At 35.3% G+C, this 21,746-nt stretch carries 18 protein-coding genes and 1 tRNA gene; 6 read left to right on the top strand and 13 right to left on the bottom strand.

Translation table 11 applies throughout. The features are described 5' to 3' along the window. The first annotated feature begins 682 nt into the window (after positions 1–682). A complete protein-coding gene (locus F6K06_RS00090; protein WP_124143538.1) occupies positions 683–1,666 on the top strand; it encodes a hypothetical protein in 984 nt (327 codons plus the stop codon). 806 nt (positions 1,667–2,472) lie between these two features. After that, on the top strand, positions 2,473–3,063 hold the full coding sequence (locus F6K06_RS33650; RefSeq protein ID WP_205127248.1) for a type II CAAX prenyl endopeptidase Rce1 family protein: 591 nt from the start codon (positions 2,473–2,475) through the stop codon (positions 3,061–3,063). 260 nt (positions 3,064–3,323) lie between these two features. Here F6K06_RS33650 and F6K06_RS00080 read toward each other — a convergent pair whose 3' ends face one another. The 9 genes from F6K06_RS00080 to F6K06_RS33640 form a co-directional block, all read right to left on the bottom strand. Beyond that, positions 3,324–4,889, bottom strand: a complete 1,566-nt coding sequence (locus F6K06_RS00080) for a mechanosensitive ion channel family protein (RefSeq protein ID WP_240038791.1) — start codon at positions 4,887–4,889, stop codon at positions 3,324–3,326. A 1,019-nt stretch (positions 4,890–5,908) separates the two neighbouring features. After that, positions 5,909–6,859 carry a MoxR family ATPase gene (locus F6K06_RS00075; protein ID WP_124143539.1) on the bottom strand — a complete coding sequence of 317 codons (951 nt, stop codon included), beginning with the start codon at positions 6,857–6,859 and terminating at the stop codon, positions 5,909–5,911. Between the two features lie 797 nt (positions 6,860–7,656). After that, positions 7,657–7,803 (bottom strand): hypothetical protein, encoded by a 147-nt coding sequence (locus F6K06_RS00070; RefSeq protein ID WP_192901048.1) that lies wholly within the window; start codon positions 7,801–7,803, stop codon positions 7,657–7,659. A gap of 70 nt (positions 7,804–7,873) precedes the next feature. Next, complete coding sequence (locus F6K06_RS00065; RefSeq protein ID WP_124143540.1) at positions 7,874–8,998, bottom strand: DUF4350 domain-containing protein; 1,125 nt, start codon at positions 8,996–8,998, stop codon at positions 7,874–7,876. Further along, positions 8,985–9,596, bottom strand: coding sequence for a DUF4129 domain-containing protein (locus F6K06_RS00060; protein ID WP_124143541.1), 612 nt, complete (start codon positions 9,594–9,596; stop codon positions 8,985–8,987). The genes F6K06_RS00065 and F6K06_RS00060 overlap by 14 nt, the downstream gene beginning before the upstream one ends. A gap of 2 nt (positions 9,597–9,598) precedes the next feature. Then, entirely contained in the window at positions 9,599–9,865 is a 267-nt protein-coding gene (locus tag F6K06_RS00055; RefSeq protein ID WP_287239314.1) for an ATP-binding protein, read from the bottom strand. Beyond that, positions 9,834–10,001, bottom strand: coding sequence for a response regulator (locus F6K06_RS00050; RefSeq protein WP_124143543.1), 168 nt, complete (start codon positions 9,999–10,001; stop codon positions 9,834–9,836). Before F6K06_RS00050 ends, F6K06_RS00055 begins: the two co-directional genes overlap by 32 nt. Before the next feature lie 408 nt (positions 10,002–10,409). Beyond that, positions 10,410–10,892: a hypothetical protein gene (locus F6K06_RS33645; RefSeq protein ID WP_353734937.1), complete on the bottom strand. Its 483-nt coding sequence runs from the start codon at positions 10,890–10,892 to the stop codon at positions 10,410–10,412. 39 nt (positions 10,893–10,931) lie between these two features. After that, positions 10,932–11,300, bottom strand: coding sequence for a hypothetical protein (locus F6K06_RS33640; protein ID WP_353734918.1), 369 nt, complete (start codon positions 11,298–11,300; stop codon positions 10,932–10,934). Between the two features lie 95 nt (positions 11,301–11,395). On the opposite strand from F6K06_RS33640, the gene F6K06_RS00040 reads away from it, so the two are divergent. Then, complete coding sequence (locus F6K06_RS00040) at positions 11,396–11,536, top strand: hypothetical protein (protein ID WP_287286779.1); 141 nt, start codon at positions 11,396–11,398, stop codon at positions 11,534–11,536. 405 nt (positions 11,537–11,941) lie between these two features. On the opposite strand, the gene F6K06_RS00035 is transcribed toward F6K06_RS00040, so the two are convergent. Further along, positions 11,942–12,826, bottom strand: coding sequence for an SDR family oxidoreductase (locus tag F6K06_RS00035; RefSeq protein WP_287239309.1), 885 nt, complete (start codon positions 12,824–12,826; stop codon positions 11,942–11,944). Between the two features lie 781 nt (positions 12,827–13,607). On the opposite strand from F6K06_RS00035, the gene F6K06_RS00030 reads away from it, so the two are divergent. Further along, a complete protein-coding gene (locus F6K06_RS00030; protein WP_124143545.1) occupies positions 13,608–15,506 on the top strand; it encodes a TonB family protein in 1,899 nt (632 codons plus the stop codon). An 827-nt stretch (positions 15,507–16,333) separates the two neighbouring features. On the opposite strand, the gene F6K06_RS00025 is transcribed toward F6K06_RS00030, so the two are convergent. Together F6K06_RS00025 and F6K06_RS00020 are read right to left on the bottom strand one after the other, a co-directional pair. Next, positions 16,334–16,406, bottom strand: a tRNA-Arg gene (locus F6K06_RS00025). A 225-nt stretch (positions 16,407–16,631) separates the two neighbouring features. Further along, the gene (locus F6K06_RS00020) at positions 16,632–17,252 is read right to left on the bottom strand and encodes a DUF6940 family protein (RefSeq protein ID WP_124143546.1); all 621 of its coding nucleotides are present in this window, start codon (positions 17,250–17,252) and stop codon (positions 16,632–16,634) included. Positions 17,253–18,230: 978 nt separating this feature from the next. On the opposite strand from F6K06_RS00020, the gene F6K06_RS00015 reads away from it, so the two are divergent. Both F6K06_RS00015 and F6K06_RS00010 read left to right on the top strand, forming a co-directional pair. Continuing rightward, the gene (locus tag F6K06_RS00015) at positions 18,231–19,742 is read left to right on the top strand and encodes an FAD-dependent oxidoreductase (RefSeq protein ID WP_124143547.1); all 1,512 of its coding nucleotides are present in this window, start codon (positions 18,231–18,233) and stop codon (positions 19,740–19,742) included. Between the two features lie 27 nt (positions 19,743–19,769). Beyond that, a complete protein-coding gene (locus tag F6K06_RS00010; protein ID WP_287286781.1) occupies positions 19,770–19,901 on the top strand; it encodes a hypothetical protein in 132 nt (43 codons plus the stop codon). A gap of 423 nt (positions 19,902–20,324) precedes the next feature. Here the strand turns inward: F6K06_RS00010 and F6K06_RS00005 are convergent, their stop codons facing one another. Further along, entirely contained in the window at positions 20,325–21,413 is a 1,089-nt protein-coding gene (locus F6K06_RS00005) for a YgcG family protein (protein ID WP_205127249.1), read from the bottom strand. Positions 21,414–21,746 lie beyond the last annotated feature (333 nt).

The raw sequence follows: 21,746 nt of genomic DNA, 5'->3' as shown, positions 1-21,746 counted from the left end.
AGACTATAGTATTACCAAGATTTACAATTTTGGTTAGTATTAAAAAATATAGACAGTGGACGGTACTATGGAAGCATGATTTGAGTAGCTAGTTTGGATTAAATATTAGATTTTAGGTATTCAATAATTAATAATTATCTGTATAAAAAAAGATTGGTGAATATTTTTTTTGATTTATTTATTCAAATAATAAGAGGCTTTAAACCTTAATGATTAGATAATTATAAAAAATCAATAACCAGAACACATAAAACTATCACAATTAATTAGGAAACTATATATTCTGTAAAAATAATCCCAAAATTGGTGAGATTTTAATAGTGAAAATTGAAAAAGTAATAAGTGAACATTTTCATTCAATATGCTATTGTTAAAATAAGCACAATTGAATCTCTGTAAAAAATATTGAATTTATCTATTGTTGACAATTAAAAACAAATCGAATGGAATTTTGATTGAGAATAGCTACAATGAGTAAAGACTATGACAGCAGGATAGTCTTTATTTATTGTAGCTAATTTCCTATTGAATTTTGTGTAGGTAGTGCGAGTACATAGCAAAAAAACTAAAATACAGATAATAAAGTCTGAAACTATTACTACTGTTACCTACTTTCTAATTCCAAAAGATTTTCTACACAACCCTGTCGAGGACTGCTATATATTGAATCTTATCTGAAGCTATGGATACTTGGATTATACAATTACACCGCTCTACTAATGAAATCACTTTTTTGGCAATTAGTGCCTTGGCAGCAATAATTTTTTGCTTTTGGTTTATCCCTATTGCTACAGATACTATGGTAAATTCTGCAGCAGGTTTAGCTGAAAAATATTTAGGTAAAAATCAACGCACAATAGTAATCAATTCTAGTACAAATAATCCTGAATTATTTTTGATGTTGCTATCATTGAGTCTCGGTAGGTTAGGAGGTATAGCAACTCCTCTAGGTTCAAATTTTGCCAATATTTATCTAATGTTTATTGTGGCACCAATAATTGTTATAGGTAAATGGGTATTTTTAGGAAAAATATCTAATATCAAAAATTTTATCGAAATTCTTAATAAAGAAAAAATGCTATTTTTATGGCATTTTTCCATGTCATTATCAATGTTTGCCTTTGCTACTACAGCTTATTGGTTTATTACTGGTGAATCGGAATTTGCACCTTTGCCAGAAGTCATAGATTCCCGAACTTTACCTTGGGTAATTGTTGGTGGTATAACTTGTTTAGCAGGTATATTTGTCTTTTTTCTTTATGAAAAACAGTTTAAGCAAAAAAGACCTGAATTATTTGAAGATATTAATGCAGATGATTATGAAGCAAGTTGGTGGAAGTTTATTGTAGGCACGGCTTTATTGATATTATTATGTTATATTTTAAATACATTATTTATAGCTTGGACTGAAATTTATGATGATTTACTGACTAAATTGTTTGGTGATTCAATTTTTGCAGGATTGCATTATTTTTTGGGAAGTTTAATATCATCTTTACCAGAAACAATTGTAGCTGTGAAAAATTATGAGCGTTTAACTTCACCAGATTTAAACACAGCAATGGCATCAGCTAGTCAGTCAAATATGACTAATTTGGGAATAGGTTTTTTAGGTAGTGTTTTAGCAAGTTTACTATTGGCTATAGGTATTAATTATCAGTTATAAAATCAAGCTATCGGCTGTGTTGAAAAATAATTTTGAAGAAGGAATAAGAAAAAAGTGGATGGGGTTTGTAGACAGGAAGTGGCAGGTCGTTGACTATCCCCAACCAATTGTAGACGGTGGGGTATTAAACCCTTGAAGAAGGAGACAGGAGACAGGAGACAGGAGACAGGAGGAAAATTACATGGGGATAGTCAACGAAGGGCCGCTCCGCGTCTACGCTCCCCCAAGTAATTTTGAACACCCCCGTTGACGGTGGGGTATTAAACCCACAAAGAAAATGATAAAGAAAAAGATAATTACCGAATAATTAAGGTTTAAATCCTCTTCTTTGAAGAATAAAGAAAGACAAAAAATTCTTTTCGCCAATCCGATAATTTTCAGGAGAGGTAATTATTAATTGTTATACTAATTTTATGTGAGGCTGCACAGAATTAGGTGTTAGGTTTTAGGTCGTAGGTCGTAGGTCTTAGGTCTCATAGCAATTTTATCTGAGATTACATAGAATTATGAAACTTATTAACTTTTCTATCTAGAGCTACAGTCAACTCCGATTAAAATATTATTCTATGCAAGTTAGAAATGAATTTGGTATTAATTATTAATTATCGAATATAGTTATAACTGAATTTAATATATTTAAATGGAATTGATTGAAGAAGGAAGGACTGAAGTTGTAAAAAGTTTATGGGGATACTGAAAAAAGTTGATCCACCCCTACAAAGTTCAACGAATTCACTCTGTAGACAGTGAGGTATTAAACTCATCAGAAAAAAGATAATATTAGACTCATCAAAAATCACAGATTTATGAGCTACAAAAATAAATTATTTTGGGTTTTGTGGGTAATAGGTATGATCGGAATATTATCTTTATTGTTGCTCGATATACCTCTACCAGAAGATAATAAATTACCTCCTTTATGGATAATTAAACTGTTGACTTTATTCCAGCAAACTGTGTTGTTATCTATAGCAGTAATTATTAAAGTTGCTTTAGCTGAAAAAGTTAAATTATCAGCACCTTTAGCAGAAGCGATCGCTAAGAAAAATCCACTTATGCCAGTAATTAAACCGCAAATATTACCAGGTATGATTGGAGATTTCATCGGAGATTTAGCTTTAGTCTTCATTGCTTTATTATGGCAACCGTTTTTACCTTCAGACTTTGTAACTAAAAGTTCGGAAATATCCAACAATTTACCATTTATAACTCGCATTTTATTTGGAGGTATTACCGAAGAATTATTAATTAGATGGGGGTTAATGACACTCCTAGTTTGGATAGGATGGAAAATTTTTCAAAGAGGAAAAGGTCAACCCCAAGGGCGATACTTTGTTATGGCAATTTTGTTGTCATCTTTATTATTTGGGGTCGGACATTTACCAATAGCTTTTTGATTTCAAACTAAGGTAAATGCGATATTTATTTCCTATATTATTACGATTAATTCATTATTTGGTTTAATTCTCGGATATCTGTATTGGCAAAAAGGTTTAGAGTCTGCAATACTAGCTCATGGAATAGCTCATATAGTGTCAGTAATATTTAATCAGTTATAGGTGGTAGGTGTTAGGTAAATTATTAATTGTTAGTTATTAAGAGAAATATTCACTGTTGCCTGTTGCCTGTTGCCTGTTGCCTAGCGCTACGCACTATATTAATTCCGCTGCTCCTTACCAGTCAAATTAACTTTTTTCCCATTGCTTTCCTGCTGGAAAAACTGCATCAACATCGCTTCCATTCGTGGGGATAAATCAATTGGTAAATTCCCAGACCGCAAATGCAAATCCTGTTGCGGAAACGGAATCTCTATTTGACGCTCTCGCAATATTGCCTCAATCTTAAAATACAACTCACTCCTAATAATTACCTGTTTGCTCGGTTCCGCTGTCCATACCCGCAACTCAAAATTTAGAGAACTATCTCCAAACTCAATAAACAAAACCTGGGGTTCTGGCATCGATAACACATCGGGGTAAACTGCTGCTGCTGCATCTAATAAAGCTTGACATACCCCCTCTACATTAGATCCGTAAGCAACTCCTACTGGTAACCGCAACGCCGAAACTGGGTGGTCATGATCCCAATTTATTAGCTCCGCCTCCAAAAACCGGGAGTTAGGTACAATAATAGACACATGGTCGAAAGTTTTAATCATTGTACTGCGGGCGCCAATGCGTTCAACAGTTCCTTGATATTCTCCAATTTCTACAAAGTCGCCCACCTGTATCGGTCGCTCAAACAATAATACCAAACCACTGCCAAAATTTTTAGCAATATCCTGGAAACCTAAACCAATACCAACGCCAAACGCACTTGCTAACAAGGTAATAGAACTCAAATCTAAACCCCATACTTGCAATAATACCATCACACCAATAGTGATTAAACTGTATTTGGTCATAGTGGCGATCGCTTCTTGAGCGCCTCGGTTAATTCCGGTTACTCGTAAAATGCGCGATCTTAAAATATTAGTTATTCCACCAACACCAATTATTAATGCCCAGACTAAACCTACTAAAATTAATAGATCGGGTACAGAATATGTTTGATTTCCCAAATGAATTACCGGAGAAGTAAAGGTGGAAATTAAGGTATCGGTAAACTGATAACTAAACTGTCGAGTTAGGGGAAACTTATTAGTAATATACAGAATTGTTCCTATCCATAAAGCTATTCTCGTAACTAGCAAACTTAAACTAATTAATATAGATAAACTTTTGCTCTCTTCAGGATGAGCAATGCCATGATTTCCCAAAAAAAACAATATAACTTGATATAAATATTTTCGCCATACTAACTTTAATAGCCAGTTTATTGCTATAGCTCCATTAATAATTAATCCTACTTTAATTAATGTGTTTCCCATAAATTTTAAAGAGCGTTCTTTTTGAGCTATTTTTACTGAATCCTCAATTTTTTCTGCCCAAATGTCTGTTTGCTCTTTGAGATTACTTCCTGGAAAAACATCTTTTTGAGTAACAGTTAATAGATAGGCATCGTTTAACCAAATTGTTGGTAGTTTTTCATCTGTTTTAACTTTTAAATGTATAGGTTTTGATGATGAAACTACAGTTGATAACTTTTGTTCAATTAATTCGGCTCTTTTCTGGGCAGTATATTCCCCTGCACTGCTAATTTTGAGTATTGGTCGCCCATCTAAAACTACTGGAGCTGTAGAATTTTTAAATTCTACTAATGCTGCTCCTGGAGTAAATATCATTAAGCTACTGAGGATGAGCGCGATTATGCTAAATATAATAAATTGAAGTATTCCTGATTGACGAGATTTATAATTATAGTTATAGTTATTTTTTACAATCACTCTTTTTTCCATCCTTTCGTATTTTAATATACAATAATATAAAATATCAATAAATTTTGAATTAATTGTAACACAATGTAGGACAAGTTGATAGAAGTTTGGTTTTCCATCAAAATTATTAATTTCTACACTGCTTTACTAATTGAATTGGATACATATATAGTGGAACAAGAGTATTGGGTATAGTTCCGGAAAAAAGTAATATTTTTTTATTATTAATAATTGGTAAATGGTAAGTTTTGAGCTATAAATTATTAGTCAATATAGTAGAAGAAAGAGAAGAAAGAGGGAAGAAGAAAAAATATTACATGATCTGAGTTTTAAGCTGGCAATCTGTCTTAAGCTTTCCTTCGACTGCTATATCTTAAGATTAAAATTTTAATTATCAGTTTTTTCGATGGAATATCAAAACTATGATAGTATATTTTTTTTGTTCAATAATTAATAATTAGAGGATTGAATAAAAGGGAAAATTATGTTTGTAGGACAACATCCTATGGTGTAGCTAGGGAGATATTTTTGGTCTTAATTATTCGGTTTAATTAAGATTGAAATATAACTTTGAAATTCATGGCGATCGCCAATCAACTTAATTTAAAATTATCACTTCTAAGCTTCTAATACCAAGGGTAATATCATGTCCGGATAAGAGCGCGATAGAACTCCGTTCCGCTTACACATTAACGCAGTTGTGCGCCAGCAAACAAAAAACTTTCTCTTTCTTCTTCTTTTTTCCCTCCTGACTCCTGACTCCTTTGTCATTTATTTATAACTTTTCAACCGGACATGATATAAAAAAGAATGCTAAAAAAGAGCTGCTCTAATTCATTATTAGACAGCTATCTCTATCATTTTCCCCTTTTTTTTTTCAAAATTTACTCCTTCTTCCCTCTTCCTTTTTCCCTCTTCCTTACTTATTACCTTGGTACTGAAACTTGTTTCAATATAGAATTAATTATACTATCAATTATTATTCCATCTAACTGCGCTTCAGGTTTCAAAATTAACCGATGACGTAATAGAGGTAATGCCACTGTTTTAATATCATCTGGAGTTACATAATTTCTATTATTTAACCAAGCTTGTGTTTTACTGGTTTGTAACCATGCTACTGTCGCTCGTGGAGAAGCACCTAAAGCTACATCCGGATGTTTTCTGGTTTGCTTAACTAACCCTAATAAATAATCTAATATTTTTTCTTGAACGTTAATTGCTTCTATTTCTTGACGAGTAATAATTATTTGTTCGACCGTTGCTATAGGTTGAATTTGATTTAATTGAATACTTTTTGCAGCAAAACCTTGTTGAACATTGAGCAACATTTGTTTTTCTGCTGCTATGTCTGGGTAATCAATAATAATCTTGAATAAAAATCTATCTAATTGTGCTTCTGGTAATGGATATGTACCTTCAAATTCTAGGGAATTTTGAGTAGCAATTACCCAAAATAAATTTGGTAATGGCAAAGTTTCTCCATCTAATGTTACCTGTTGTTCTGCCATAGCTTCGAGTAAAGCTGCTTGGGTTTTTGGTGGAGTACGATTAATTTCATCTGCTAATAATATTTCTGTAAAAATTGGACCTTTTTTTAGGGTAAAGTTGCGACTATTGAGGTCAAATACATTAGTTCCTAAGATATCTGATGGTAGAATATCTGGTGTTAGTTGAACTCTGCTAAATTCGGCTTGAATTAATCTAGCTAATGCTTTGACTGTGAGAGTTTTTCCTGTGCCTGGAACTCCTTCAATTATTACATGACCTCCAGTCAACAGGGCGATTAATAATTGTTGAATAGGTATATTTTGACCGACAATTATTTGATTGAGAGTCTGATATAGTTGAGTAAATATTGAGTTAGTTTGTTTCATATTAATTCAGTTATTAGTATATATATAATGATAGGTAGTTCCAAATTCATCTGATCTTGTACCATTTGCCAAAAGTAATGTTATTGCAGAAGGAATAACTAAGAAGGAAGAAGCAAGAAGAAAGAAGAAAGAAGAAAGAAGAAAGAAGTTTTATTATTTATCTGATTTTAAACCATTTGCCAAAAGTAATCTTATTGCAGAAGAAAGAAGTTTTATTATTTATCTTCTGTATTTATCTGATTTTAAACCATTTGCCAAAAGTAATCTTATTGCAGAAGAAAGAAGGAAGAAGTTTTATTATTTATCTTCCGTATTTATCTGATTTTAAACCATTTGCTAAAAGTAATCTTATCGCAGAAGGAACAAGGAATAACCGAAGCTGGAAGAGGAAAGAAGTTTTATTATTTATCTTCCGTATTTATCTGATTTTAAACCATTTGCCAAAAGTAATCTTATCGTAGAAGGAACAAGGAAGAAGTTTTATGGTTTATCTTTCGTTGTTTCTGCTGCGGAGTGCTACACAAACAGTTACTTCATCAGTTCTAATTATCAAGACTGTTGCTATATAAATCAATTTTTGTATCAATAATTTGTAGGGGTAAATTACCATTTAGCAATGGATAATTGATAATTGATAATGAATCGCGCTTTAGGTTGAAAGTCTCTCCTTTTAAGGATAAAAAGAAATAAGATTTCCGCACTAGGTTCAATCCTCTCAGTTTTAACCAGAGGTAATTATCCATTATCAATTAATGATATCAAATCCGTTTAATTCGGTATAAAAAAATGTTCCATCTTCAACCATTACCAAATATTTCTCGATCTCCCCATCCCCCCACATTCCCCTCCTGGGAGGGGGAGGGGCGAGGGGTGGGTCCCATCTCCCCACCTCCCCACCTAATTACACTGATACTACTGGATTTGATATCAATCCCTACTCCCATTAACCATCAACAGAAGATCGACCGCTTTTTATACCATTAAAAGAGAATGCTTGAGACCAAAAAAAATCGGTCAAAAATTCCTTTTTGCTTTGTTTTCAACTTGAAATATTTTCTCCCACTTATCTAACCAATTTAATAACTCTGATTCAGTAATTTTTCGTTTTTGAGATTGAATTTTTAGGACTTTTTCTAATTCTATTGATCGCTCTCCAGTTTGCTGTATCCAAGCATCTATCAAAGATTTATCTTCAACTATATTTTCTCCTAGTCCTAATTTCTTTTGCAGTTGAATTTTTTGCTCTTTCCCTGTAGTTTCTAAAATAAATTCCCGACTTTCTGCTTTTTGTAATACTCCTGCTAAAGCTTGAATATAAGCTTGACTATTATCAATTATTGGTGCTGATAATTTTATCGGTTTAGCAAAACGACGATTTTGAGTAAAAATTAGGATAACTAAAATAATTAAACCCTGAATAAAAATTGGAAATAAAGGAGTTTCAACCAAATAATTCACTAAACTTTCTCCCAACTCCTCCTTAATTACTTCTTGGTCTTTATAACCATGAATATATTCATCTACTAAAATTCGTTGTTGACCTTGAGTAACAAGTTGAGCTAAAAATTCATAATTTCCAGGTATATCTTGATAAGCATTCGCAGCTAAATATTGAGTAGTAGCTAAGATAATTTTTCCTTTACCAAACTGTTTTTGCCAAACTATAGCACCGTAGCGATCACCTAATAACTTCTCTTCTTTTTGTTGCTCAATTTTTATTGCCCTGCGACTTGTTTCTATTTCAACTTTTCCTACTTCCGTATCATGGATAGTAGTAAAATCTGCCTTTGTTACCTGTTTTTTAATGCCTAAAATTACCAAAATATTCCCAGATTTTACCCAATTTTTTATCTGAGCATTAATTACTCGATTTTCTAGTTGACTATTAACCTGCAATAGAGTAACTGATGAGTTGATATCTTGAGTATTTTCTAAATCTATAAATGGTTTTTCCCAGCGTTGAATATCCGCGCCTTTTTCTAACATAAACTTGTACCAAGCACCATATCCATCTGGGGCACGACTATAAGTAGAACCGCTATTTAATTGATTACTTACTGGGGCAAAAAAAACAGTCATTATCATAATTGAAATTAGAGCTATCGCTCCAAATACCCAAAATTTATTAGTTTTTTTCATCTCTGATTTGTTGATAAGCTTCCTGGCATTCTGCAAATACAGCAGCAGAAACTTCTAAGTTACCAAATAATAACTGCTGATGAGTAATGAATAATTTTTGATATGGTTTAGGTAGAGATAACTGCTGAATTAATTCTAAATATTCTCCATCAGTGCGACTAGGTAGATCGGAAATAATACCCCGGTCATTTAATCCTTGTAACATTGCCATATATAAACAACGACAAGCCTCTCGATAATTGCCTATTTCTTGGCATTTTTGTGATTTATTTAACCAAGCTGTTACTGATAATTCTAGTTGAGATTCTGCTCTAATTTCTGTTGTTAAGTTGATTTTATTACGGATACCATAAATATAAGAATTTAACAGTCTAATTATTTGTATAGCTACCCAGCTCAACAGAAAAGCAAAAAATAGCCAAGCCATCGCTTTAGCAATCATTAATATTATGGGATTATCCCACCAATAAGGCAAATCTACCCCTGGTAATTTAGCTGCTGTTTGAGAAGTTTGAACTTCCCACCATTCGCCAAATTTTTGTTGTAACTTTTGGAATTGCCAACCTAAACTATCTTTTTCAAATGAATTTTCAGACATACTTAACTTTCATCTCGCTCTGGTAGAAAAGTTGTAGAATTAGCCATAGGAATTTCAATAATAAATTCAGTATATTTTCCCGCTTGAGTTTCAACTTTAATACTGCCATGATGTTGTCCAACAATAATTTTATTAACTAGAGATAAACCCAAACCTACTCCTTCTCCAGAAGGTTTAGTAGTGAAAAAAGGGTTGAAAATTTTATCTTTAATTTTTGAGTTTATTCCTATACCATTTTTATCTTGCTTGTTTAAAACAATTTTCACCATCAACAGATACTAATACCTTAAAGTTATAGCTCTCCAGAACAGTAATTGCTAATTTCAAATCGATTGGATTATCATCCACAATTAAAATAGTAGTATTTTTCTCCCGATAATCAATACAATTAGCGACTTGATCCATTTTATTTATACCTATTTTGCATTTGATAAATTTGGCGATTAATTTGATTAAATTATCAAACTATAGCAATATGATTTTAGTTGTGAGATGTTGGAGACTTTTAGGGAAAAGGAGATAGAGAACATGGAGATAGGGAAGAAGAAAAAACGAATATATCAGGACTTACGCACGGATACTAAATCGAGTGAGGGCGCCATTCGGAGCTTTGCGGAACGCAAATGCCATTTGCTTCGCATAACTATCGTTAACGCCCCTACATATGGCGTTTTCAAGGTGAAGCATGCGTAAGTCCTGTATATGTGAATAAGATAACTGCTATATTCTATACTTTAAAGAAACACCTCAATTCTTGCATCTAACTCCTGATTGCTATATTAACGTAAGCATTTCCTGCGGAATGCTTACACATTAACTAATCTTTTGTACAAAATTACTAACAGCTTTAATAAACTCTTCTGTTGACTCATAAGGTAAAACATTTCGCCCTGATATTTGACAACCTTCTCCTTGAGGCAACAACTTTAAATAACTATTAATTCTTTGCTCTGGCCCTTCAGTTTGCTCAGTTTTACTAATAGTTGATGCTTGCTTTCCTACTAGTACTAAAGTAGGTTGATTAATTCGAGAAATATCTTGACTAAAATCCTGTCTCCAAAACCCTGCTAAAAAAGAAAAAACAGCATATTGACTTTGGAGATTTTTTGCTCCTTTTTCTAAAGTATCTAACCATTCTTTATCTACTAGATATTCATCAGCAAATAATTGTTTTTTAGAAAAAGAATCTAAAAATTTTCGACTGCGTGCATAGCGATAAAAAACTTTACCAATAGGTGAATAAAAAAGATTCCATCTTAATTTTTGACTCACAAATGAATCAGCTTTTGTCATCAATTCCAACTGAGGCGGACCCGATAATATTAAACCATCAATTCAACTTGATTCTTGCTGTAGTTTGACCAGAGATACAGCCACAGGAAACAAAGCACCTTGTACAACTAAAATTACTGGTCTTTGTACAACCTTCTCTAAAAAATATTGTAATTGTTCAGCCCAGTCCATAGGATAGTAAGCCACAGATGGCATATCACTTTCACCACACCCTAATAAATCTGGACTATAGATAGGATTTAGTAAACTTTGCTCCTGCCATAAAGAACAAAATCGATGCCAGAAATTTTTAGATAAACCTACTCCAATAGGATGCAGTAATAGTAAAGGTATAGTAGAACAATTTCCTTCTTTCTGAGGATAAAATTCGTAAGCACAGCGGTATTTTTTCCAGGTATAAAATTCTTTCATCTGTCAGATAATGAAATATTTTTTGCATATATTCATAACATAAATATATAATAATTCTGACACATAAAGGAGAATTTTGTCCAGGAATAAAACCATTGGTTATGAGCCTGTACGATGAAGGAAACATGACCTCAGGTAAACTTCGAGAATTTTTATCAGATATTGGTATTTCAATGTCAGCAGAATACCTATCAAATTTATTAATCAAAAATCAATCAGGTTTTGAAGTTGAATAGCTTCTAGATTCCTGAACAGAATCAGTATCAAAACTTACAGCGCTTTTCAAATTGATGAACCACATCTTCACAAGCAAAACCTTGTAGGGACCTTCCATGGAACGTCCTTACTGTGGTCTATCCAAATGAAAACCACTGTAACACAGTTCCTCTTTCTAACGGTGTCGGAACTTTTACTGAAATTTCGCTGGATTTTGATGCTAAAAAGGCATCTAAACTTGCTGAAAATAGATAAATTCTATATCCAAAACCAAAATCGGAACTTTATCACTTCAGTTGGCATTTCCTGACACCTCCTCTATCATTGCGCCAATTTCGGGAGAGGTCTAATCAGAAACGAAGAGATGGCGATTTGAAGTCCTTGCCAAATGATGATGGCGTTGACTAAAAAATGTCTAAGTACCGTTATGATCCCTCATGTGGCATTTGTCCACGAGCTACAATATTGACGGAAGTGATATGCCCATCTGAAGACAAAATATTGACGATTGCTTTTCCAACACTAGAAGGAGGCATTAAACGAATATCATCAGGATCGCTCCCAAAACCAAACGACTCTCTTATTTTAGCGATCCGACTCTTTACTATATTCTCATCATATAAACCCGTATCACACCCACCAGGGCGGATATTTGATACATAGATTTTTTCAGGAGCAAGTTCTAAAGAAATTGCATTGGCAAATCTACTTATTGCACCTTTTGCAGAATTATGGACTGAACCTGATACAAACGATCTTATTCCGCTCATTGAAGAGACAATACAAATACGGGTTTCAGCTTGCTTACGAAATCTTGGCAATAACGCTTGAAGCGTCATGTATGTGCTTTTCAATACAGATAATTCAGCATCAATAAATTCTTCCGAAACTTCATCAATTTTTAAATATGGATTATTGTCCCTGATTTTAACTGTACCAGCACCTAAACCAAGGGACTGTACCCAATAAAGAGGAATGTCATTTGAAACACTTGCAAGTTTGATTTCAGTTTCTTGTTTGTCTAAAAGATCAATAGTAGATATTTCGACTTTAGCTCTCGGAATACTTCTCGTAATCCAATCTTTGACAATTTTCAAATTTTTTCCGGATCTAGCCACTAAATGTACTATAGCTCCAGCTTCGGCACATGAAAAAGCCGTACTGGCACCTAGATTTGCTTTATACTCATCACCATTATGTATAACTGGAGTATGGGAAGATTCGTTGGTTACAATATCACGAAAAATATGCCTTACAGGTTTAATCCCTACACCAGTAATTAATACTCTGATGTTTTCTAATTTCTGCATACATGTATTTCCTTTAGTTCACTAAACTCTAACTTGATCATGACTTACGCAGAACCACCATATCTAGTAGGGGCACTTTCCGCAAGGAAAGCATTCCGGAGGAAAGCGCCCCTACAGGTGGCGTATAAATTGATATTTTGCGTAAGTCCTGGAAGCATTTCAACCACAGGATTTTGGTATAGACGAAATTACTGATTTTTCCCAAACACCAGGAGACATAATTCTTCTAGACCGCGATAATTTTACCGCTATCAACAGTGACTCAGGAAAAGGTTTCAGCATACCAGGTGAGTCATTGTCTACAACAGTAACAATGGTAACTTATTCTATAATCCTCTAATGGTAGTGCAACAGGTTTCAGTAGTGGTGTTCAATTTGCAACTTTAACAGGTAGTCCATTGTTAGAAGCAGAAGATTTCTCAATCAGAAATTAGCGATCGCTCTTTGGTAAGAGTCAGACATTAGATATCTCCAAAAATTATAGCGCTGCGCGCAGGCAACAGGCAACAGTTCCGGAAGGCAATAGGGGGAATAAAAAGCTGATCATATAAGACTTTTAGCGATTGGAAAATTCCTGCAATTTGTAAATATGCCAGCGCACATTGCTATAATACTTTTTCAAGTAACCTTTGTAGAGACCTTCCATAGAAGGTCTCTATATTCTTTTTCAATATTTCAATAATGGGACTTAAAGATTTTATGGCCGAAAAATGGCTGAATGTTAAAATGCAAATTGCAACGATATTATTTATTTTATCGATCATTATAGGAGTTTCCTTATATGTCTGACTTTTCTTCCCTAGACCTAAATCAACCTATAGAACAACCTTCCATCATAGACACCCTCCGTCAACCAATATGGATAGCACTCTTCACCTCTGTGGGCATCCATGCTATATTAGGAATTAACCTACCAAAATTATCCCTATTCTCTGAGAAAGCCAAATTACCACCAACAGTAGGATTAGTAGAATTAACACCAGAACAACTTGAACTCCTCCCTCAACCAGAAGAACCAGAAATTACATTCTCAACCATACCAACACCATCCAACCTTTCCCCTATTTCACCACCATCTCCGAGTGAACTACCTGTTGTCCCCGAATCATCATCCTCAGAATTACCAACAATACCTGTAGACCCTTCAGATTACAACTTACCAGAATTACCACCAGAAGATTCTACTACCTCATCCTCTTCTACCCGCTCAAGATCCACTCCTTCCGTCTCTAGGTTGCCCAGAAATCCATCCCCAAGCGAATTTTCCTACAATTATCCATCTATTATACCAGGTAGGTCGTCATTACCAACAACACCAATATCTCCACCCCCACTACCTAGTACAAATAGTCAACCAGCAGAGATATTTCGAGTTGACCCACAACAACAATCAAATCAAAATCAAATAGATGAATATCAACTCAGAAAAAACTTGAACTTGACAGATAAAGTCTTTGACTCAGGTTTATCACGTCGTCCAACTCTGGAGATCGACCCTCAAGAGCAAACTTCTATAGTTGAAAACTCAACTGGGGAGTCATACTCAGCTAATTTAAAATTGCCTCCACGACGTTACCAAGATAAAGTTGAAAATCAAATTGCTATTGCTCCAAATAAAAATGATACCGATACTCAAACTCAAACAGAGAAAAAACCTATAGCAACAGCAACTCCTCAAACTCCTCCAACACCTCCAACACCAGACCCTACAAAAAAAGGTAGACTGCCAGAAGCACCAATAGTTAGGCAATTACGAGAAGGAAAGACTATTCAGGATATAGCAGAAGAAACAAAACAACAACAAAAGGTAGCTGTTGTCACTCCCCCACCAACTGAAACTAATAAATCTCAACTAGAAATTGAGGTTCAGGAAACTCCTGCTTTTGCTCCAACTCCTAAACCATCTCCCACACCAAAAGAGTTTAAAGGTTCATTATTAGAACAATTTGAACAACAAAAGCAACAAAAAGTTACTGCGACTACTCCCGTCCCTCAATCATCTCCAACACCTGAAGAAAATGTAGCTGCTACTACTATCGAAGAAACAAAACCACCAACACCTGTAATAACACCTGCTGTTGAACCATCCCCACCAGTACAGCAGGAACCTGAACAATCTCCAACAGTACAGCAACAAGCAGAATTTCAAGGTTCACTGTTAGCAAAACTACAGCAACAAAAGCAAGAATATGCTGCTGTCAATGAAGAATCACAATCAAGGGATATCGCTTTAGGTGCTGTGGGTGCTTATCTACAGTGGGCAATAGAATTGGGATTAGAAGAAGATAATTTGACTGAACCTACAACTATTGCTGATACTTATCCAGAAGCAGCTTGTGGGCAAAAGTTAGAAGGTAAAGCTGCTGTGGGAGTATTAGTTAGTCCAGATGGCGGTATTACCGATGGACCAAAGTTATTGCTAGAAAGTGGTCATTCAGTGCTAGATGAAGCAGCTATAGATGCAGTTAATAATCAATCATTTTCCAGTAGCGATCGCTCAAAACTTTATCAATATGAATTTAATTTTGATAGTTCTAACTGTAGTACAGCAAAGTCAACAGAAACAGAAGCGGAAAATACATCTGTTGGAGAAACATTACCAAATCAGGATGGGCAAGAGGAGGAAGGTATACCTATTGAAGTGATGCCACCAGAAGCTGAAACAGCACCAATAGAATAAGGATATAGTAATCTTATAGCAGTTTTCACCCTTAGTAGACCCTTGTAGGGAGTTCCATGGAACTCCCTACAAGGGTTTTTATTCTTAGGAGTGTATTCTATCTTTCTGAAAACCGCCATAATATAATTTTAGGATAATTATAGCGCTGTGCGCAGGCAACAGCTCATCTGGCAACAGCTCCGGAAGGGGGAATAAAAAACCGATAATATAAGGCTTTTAGCTATTGGACACCTCTTGTAATTTGTAAATATGCCAGCGTACATTGCTATACTTATAATGAAGTTTTTGTTTGTAGTTGGGCTTTAGCTCTTACAATACTTATGTATTAGGGATAGAGCAAAACTACGAAGCCCTATTATAACTATTATACCGTAAGCGTAGCTCCCCTGAAGGGGGCACATGATATAAAATACAGCGCTTTTCAAATTGATGAACCACATCTTCACAAACAAAACTTTGTAGGGACGTTCCATGGAACGTCCCTACTGTGGTCTACCCAAATGAAAACCGCTGATCAACAAAAATATTTCTACCTCTAGGTAATATTAGGCCCTCTTTTCAAAACAAGAGAAAATTTTTTATTATCAAAAAACTATATACCTATAAAAAATGCTCATGTAAACTCAGTGCATTTTCATTTGATTTCTTTAATTTCTGGGTCTGGGTGAAAATTAAGTAAAAAATGTCAGAGCTAGACCAAATAGTTTAATTGTTGAACAATAATTTGATCGGAAAATAATAAAACCTAAAAGGCTTACTAAAAAAGCTTTTGAATTGAATATAGCCATACCATAAAATAGCTCAAATACTATATATATAGTTCAAAACGAGCACGGAGGGATTCGAACCCCCGACACCCAGAACCGGAATCTGGTGCTCTATCCACTGAGCTACGCGCCCTCATACTGATATTAACAATAGCATCTTAAGTCTCAAATTGGCAATAGGAAAAGCTATTATTTTTCTATGATATCATGTCCGTTTAATAGCGTGATAAAAAACTTTCTTCTTCCCTCCTGACTCCTGAGGAGGTCTTCCTGACTCCTTCATGGTTATTTATAAGTATTCAACCGGACATGATATGATTCCTATTTTTGTTGTTCTAACATTCAGCAACTATCAAATCTAGACTCGATCTGATAAACTGTACATTTTGTATCCGTAATATTTTGGTCGAGAATCTAATCTAACATGAAGCCAAGCCACTCCGCCACCTGCTGTACTGACCCAAAGCGGGTGGTCTGAAATCTTTTGTTGCACAGTTTGTCCCACAATTCGCCACAATGCCTGTTTTTGACCATCTGGCGCACCGCGAATGAAGGCTGCTAGATGGGAATAAGCTGAAAACGCAGTTCCTCCCCAGGAGGGTTCTGAATCCCTAGGAGATGGAGCTACAAGTATTGCATCTTTGCCTAAATTTTCAAATACAACAATTCCATTGTTAAGATTGTCGGTTCTGAAATAATCACTAAATGTCCTTTTGTCTGGGTTGCGTGCTAACCCTGGAGAGTTCAGCAACACAAATTCAAATTGACGCTTTGAGGTATCTTTTGTAATGGATGGTGTTTCCCATCGATAGGCAGAAAAGGGAGACTTAGATAAAAGTGAAATGAAGAAAGAGCGAAAGTTTGACTCATACTGCCATAAGTTTAAAACCTCACTATATGGTATTGGTTGCCCATTTTGAGTCACTGTGTATTTATGAACACGACCATCATTCAAAATTTCATGGGTGGCATCAAACATTTTTATCGGAAGTATTTTCTAGAGTAATTCCCTAGAAAGTTCGGAACAAATTCTAGCTAGGGAATTTTGGCCACCAATGATTTAGGCGATCGCTTAAATAGCTCAATTGCTTTACAAATTAAAATATTTTCTTGATGGCCAATAAAGTTTTTAATTTGGAGTAGCGATCGCCAGTATAGCTTTCAAACAATCTTTATAATTCTATCACCTATTGCTGTTGTAGCAGTTCCTGTGCCCGCATCAGGAGTCGCTATAGACTGTCGCCCAAACGGCATACTTCCACTTCTTGTCCTTTTTTTGTAGTATTGTCGAGTTGATAATTAAGATGTGGTTTGTTGTCCGGTGTCATTTATCCCTGCAAGAGTGAACGACGGATAACCTGTTTCCCATTCTTCAAACCACTCTTCAAGGGAATGACCAAAATCCAGTCACAACGACAGCTCATCATGCAATGCCTTAATGGCAGAAGTCTGCACAGCTACAAGTTGAGCCGTGCCTAACAAATATCTAGGATGATTGCCGTAGGGTTAGTCAAGGCGATCGCTACTACTGTACCTCCAAACCTCAAAATTAGGTAGTTCCTTAGGATTATCGTCCCTTAACAATCCTTGCTGTAATTTTAGTTTTGCCTTACTCTCCTGCATCTTCTGATTTGAGCTGTAGAACGTCTCCAATCCGCTCCCCTGTTAACGGCAAATTTGCCAGATTAACTTATTGGCGTTGCTGAATGGTAATGATTTTTAGATTAAGTATCAACGCAAAACATAAGTTTTTCAATTTTACCTTCAGCTACTTACCATTACATTTCAGCAACGCCAAATTAAAAGCAAGCTTTTCATCCGTTTACTTAAAGTAGTATGGTAACTATTACTACTATGACTTATATTATGTCCGTTTGAATAGTTAGAAATAACGATGGGGGAGTCATCAGAGAAAGTTTTTTTTCGCTAATTATCCAGACATAATATTACTACTACTATGACAAAAATTCAAGCTTCTCAAATCGAATATGTCGATGCAATAATTATCGGTGGTGGCATTGCCGGAATTTCTATTGCTGAATTTCTTGCCCGCCATAGTCGTCTTTCCATCAAAGTATTAGAAAGCGCCTCACAATTAGGAACATTTGCTTCGGGTAAACTCGAAGGTTGGTTTCATACTGGCGCACTTTACTCAGGACATGACGATGCTCAGACTTTTATCAATTGTGTAAATAGTTTAGAGGATGCAATTAATCTATATAGTTCCTACTTTACCGAACAATGTAATATTGCGCTGACAGAAACAAAACCCAATTTTTTCACTCCCGCAGTTATCCCTAAACTAAACGGTTGGTTTAACGATCGCCCTGTATATTTAATTCATCCTGGAACAAATTCTCCCGAAATTAGTCTATCTGGTCTCAAGAGCGACTCGGTACAAATGGAAATTCAGCGTAACCGAGTCTTAGGCAGATTAGAAACTGCTTATGGTCAACAACATAATTGGTATCAGAATGGAAATTGTCTAGCACCAATTTATGCACAAGTCGAAGCTTATGAAGGTTTAAATTGTTCGTTGTGTCACTCAACGGAAACTATAGATAACCTTTGTCATAAATTCGATCAATCTTATGGTCTAAAAAAGTCAAACTATGAAATTATCAAAACATTAGATTCTTCCATGAATACCAGTGCTATAATTAAAGACTTGGTTGCCAGCGCTCTGAGTCAAGGAGTGACATTTGAGACTGGAGTAGTTATTGATAAACTATTAATAGACCGCTACGGTCCAATTCAAATCAAAAGTCTTTTGTGTCAGACACAACAAGGTTTTCCTAAACGTCTAAAAGCAAAGTTGTTTATCTTTGCAGTAGGAAAAGGTTTTGAGCCATTTTTGTCTGATTTACAAGTACGGGCAAAACTCAAACGTAGTCGTAGTGCTATGGTAGTAGCTCAACCTGCCCTAACTGATACAAATTTTGTGCGGATGTCTACTAAGAAAAAATTTCATTTCAATCATTTTGTGCATAGCTGTGAAATTGAGGACGAAAAATTTGTTTACTCAATGTTAGCTGATTCTAGTTATACTAACGACGACCTAATAAATCAAGGAGATGAAGATGAAGTTGATATTGAGCCAATTTTGGAGTCCGCAGAACGATATTTTGGCAAAGATCGACTTTATAACCGTAACCTCTTTAGTTATGAATGTGTGAAAACAGAATTTATTAGTCAGGAAGAGCAAAAACGCCGTTATAGTTATTGGATCGAATCAAATCCTCACAGTAATTATTTGTGTGTGTTGCCTGGCAAATTTTCGTTTTTCCCAACTGTGGCATTCCAGGTCTATCAACGTATTAAAACTTTAATTAATTTTGATGAGTCTGTACCAAAATCAACCTTTACACCAGATATTAAAGTAATTGAAGAGGCAAACAAGTTAGTAGCTGACTCCTATCCAATGAAAATTATTACTGAAGCTAGAAACTGTTCAACAATTAATAATTAATAATTAGGGTTTGCGCTCATAAGTCTTATGGGTGAGGGTAGGAGACAGCTATACTGGAGACAGGAGACAGGAGGAACGGGGAATGAACGAGGAGGTAGGAGTAAGAATTGTTCCTTGATTTTTCTGCCCAACTATGCGCCAAAATACGCTCCTTTTTGAGCGTGAAGAGCTGAAAACCAGGCACTTTTTAAAGACCCCAAAAAGGCTAAAACCTTTATCTGTAAATACTTTTAGATTTAATCAGCAAACCCTAATTAATAATTAATATCATGTCCGATTGAATAGTTATACTTAGGATGAAGGCAGAAGGCAGAAGGGAAAGCAAGGTTTCAAGGGATAAGGTTTTTGGCGTTGCTGATGTGTGGGTATGATTTGTATTTGTTGGCAATCACTAAACTATTGAATGACAAAACAATCAAAACCTTGTAAGGACGTTCCATGGAACTTCCCTACTGTGGTCTATCCAAATGAAATCAATTATCGTACAGAAATCATCAGTTCTTCCCCCTCCTGGGAGGGGGAGGGGCGAGGGGTGGGTTCCCTATTCCCTATTCCCTATTCCCTCTTTTCTGGAGATGTCTATTAGTAATCACAACCTCCACTATCACTACTATCACTTCCAGAACTGCTACTACTATAACTATCATAACTACCACTGGAACTGCTACTACTGCTACTACTACTATAGCTTCCAGAACTGCTGCTGCTAGTCACACTATAATTACTGGAACTACTACTACTGCCACCACCACTACTACTGCCACCACCAAAGTTTTCAGGACTACTGCTGCTAGCGGTTTCAGACCAATTAGCTCCCGAACCCCCACCATCGCTACTACCTCCACCAAAGCTAGCATCATCATCACTACTACTATCATTGTCACTATCATTCGTATCTGTGGAGCTATAACTACTTCTTTGAGTATGGTTGTCACTACCATGATTTCTACTTCCTCCACTATAGCTACTGTAACTACTATAACTACGAGGAGTATAACTGCTTCTCTGCCTATTTCTGGTATTCATGTAAATCAGAATTGTCAGAAGAATTGTCAGAAACACCAATACCAGTAAAATAGTAATTATGATGCCCATAATAAGTGTGTCATTTTGAGAAACTGAAGTTTCAGCTAGACTATATTTCCCAGTTTTTAGGGATGTTACTAATGCTGTTGTACCTACAACTACACCACTTTCAAATAATCCTAACTTAAATTTCGGGATAATGTTGGTATCGAGCAAGTGGCTAACTTTAGCATCTGGCAAAATTTCCTGTACTCCTTTCCCTGTTTCAATTTCCACACGGCGATCGCCCTGAGAAACCAAAAACAACACCCCATTGTCTTTATCTTTCTTACCTATTCCCCAATAGTTAAATAACTCAGTAGCAAACTTTTTTGGAGTTGCAGCAGGTTGGGTTTCTGAGACAGTAACAACTGCAATTTCTGAACCATTGCTTGCTTCCAGGTCTGAAATCATTTTGTTGAGTTTAGCTTCTGTGTCAGTACTGAGTATTTCAGCCATATCTGTCACCCAACCACCATAATTTTGTCGGGGGTTGGGCACGTCCTGGACAGTTAAGGCCAAACTTGGCAAAGAATATAGCATTAATGCTAGAGATAGAGAAATTTTCCAAAAAGCACTTTTAAAGATGACTACAGAAAATTTCATGTTTTTGACCTCCAGAGAGAAACATTAAATTAATGGACGAGTCAGAAAGTAACCAGTTTTGGTTATACAATTCAATATATTTCTTGAAGTTGAGGGGTTATGCAATTTAGATCAAATCCGGTAGCATCGGTGTAATTAGATTCTTATGGCAGGGAGATGGGGAGATCGAGAAATATTTGGTAATGGTTGAAGATGGAAGATTTTTTGGCGTTGCACAGTGACGAATGATTTGATATTTTTGAAGGAGACAGGAGACAGCTATACTGGAGACAGGAGGAAAATTACTTGGGGTGAGAATCCCCATGTAATGCGTGAACACCCCCGTTGACGGTG

It is taken from the genome of Okeania sp. SIO1H4, assembly GCF_010672695.1.
GTDB lineage: Bacteria > Cyanobacteriota > Cyanobacteriia > Cyanobacteriales > Microcoleaceae > Okeania > Okeania hirsuta.
The sequence above is the reverse complement of the archived record's forward strand: the minus strand, read 5'-3'. Positions and strand labels throughout refer to the sequence as shown.

Bases quoted from the DNA above. Each gene is read 5' to 3' on its own strand.
- F6K06_RS00090 (WP_124143538.1), top strand. From the start codon at position 683: ATGGATACTTGGATTATACAATTACACCGCTCTACTAATGAAATCACT.
- F6K06_RS33650 (WP_205127248.1), top strand. From the start codon at position 2,473: ATGAGCTACAAAAATAAATTATTTTGGGTTTTGTGGGTAATAGGTATG.
- F6K06_RS00080 (WP_240038791.1), bottom strand. From the start codon at position 4,889: ATGATATTTACTCCAGGAGCAGCATTAGTAGAATTTAAAAATTCTACA.
- F6K06_RS00075 (WP_124143539.1), bottom strand. From the start codon at position 6,859: ATGAAACAAACTAACTCAATATTTACTCAACTATATCAGACTCTCAAT.
- F6K06_RS00070 (WP_192901048.1), bottom strand. From the start codon at position 7,803: ATGGGAGTAGGGATTGATATCAAATCCAGTAGTATCAGTGTAATTAGG.
- F6K06_RS00065 (WP_124143540.1), bottom strand. From the start codon at position 8,998: ATGAAAAAAACTAATAAATTTTGGGTATTTGGAGCGATAGCTCTAATT.
- F6K06_RS00060 (WP_124143541.1), bottom strand. From the start codon at position 9,596: ATGTCTGAAAATTCATTTGAAAAAGATAGTTTAGGTTGGCAATTCCAA.
- F6K06_RS00055 (WP_287239314.1), bottom strand. From the start codon at position 9,865: ATGGTGAAAATTGTTTTAAACAAGCAAGATAAAAATGGTATAGGAATA.
- F6K06_RS00050 (WP_124143543.1), bottom strand. From the start codon at position 10,001: ATGGATCAAGTCGCTAATTGTATTGATTATCGGGAGAAAAATACTACT.
- F6K06_RS33640 (WP_353734918.1), bottom strand. From the start codon at position 11,300: ATGAAAGAATTTTATACCTGGAAAAAATACCGCTGTGCTTACGAATTT.
- F6K06_RS00035 (WP_287239309.1), bottom strand. From the start codon at position 12,826: ATGCAGAAATTAGAAAACATCAGAGTATTAATTACTGGTGTAGGGATT.
- F6K06_RS00030 (WP_124143545.1), top strand. From the start codon at position 13,608: ATGTCTGACTTTTCTTCCCTAGACCTAAATCAACCTATAGAACAACCT.
- F6K06_RS00020 (WP_124143546.1), bottom strand. From the start codon at position 17,252: ATGTTTGATGCCACCCATGAAATTTTGAATGATGGTCGTGTTCATAAA.
- F6K06_RS00015 (WP_124143547.1), top strand. From the start codon at position 18,231: ATGACAAAAATTCAAGCTTCTCAAATCGAATATGTCGATGCAATAATT.
- F6K06_RS00010 (WP_287286781.1), top strand. From the start codon at position 19,770: ATGGGTGAGGGTAGGAGACAGCTATACTGGAGACAGGAGACAGGAGGA.
- F6K06_RS00005 (WP_205127249.1), bottom strand. From the start codon at position 21,413: ATGAAATTTTCTGTAGTCATCTTTAAAAGTGCTTTTTGGAAAATTTCT.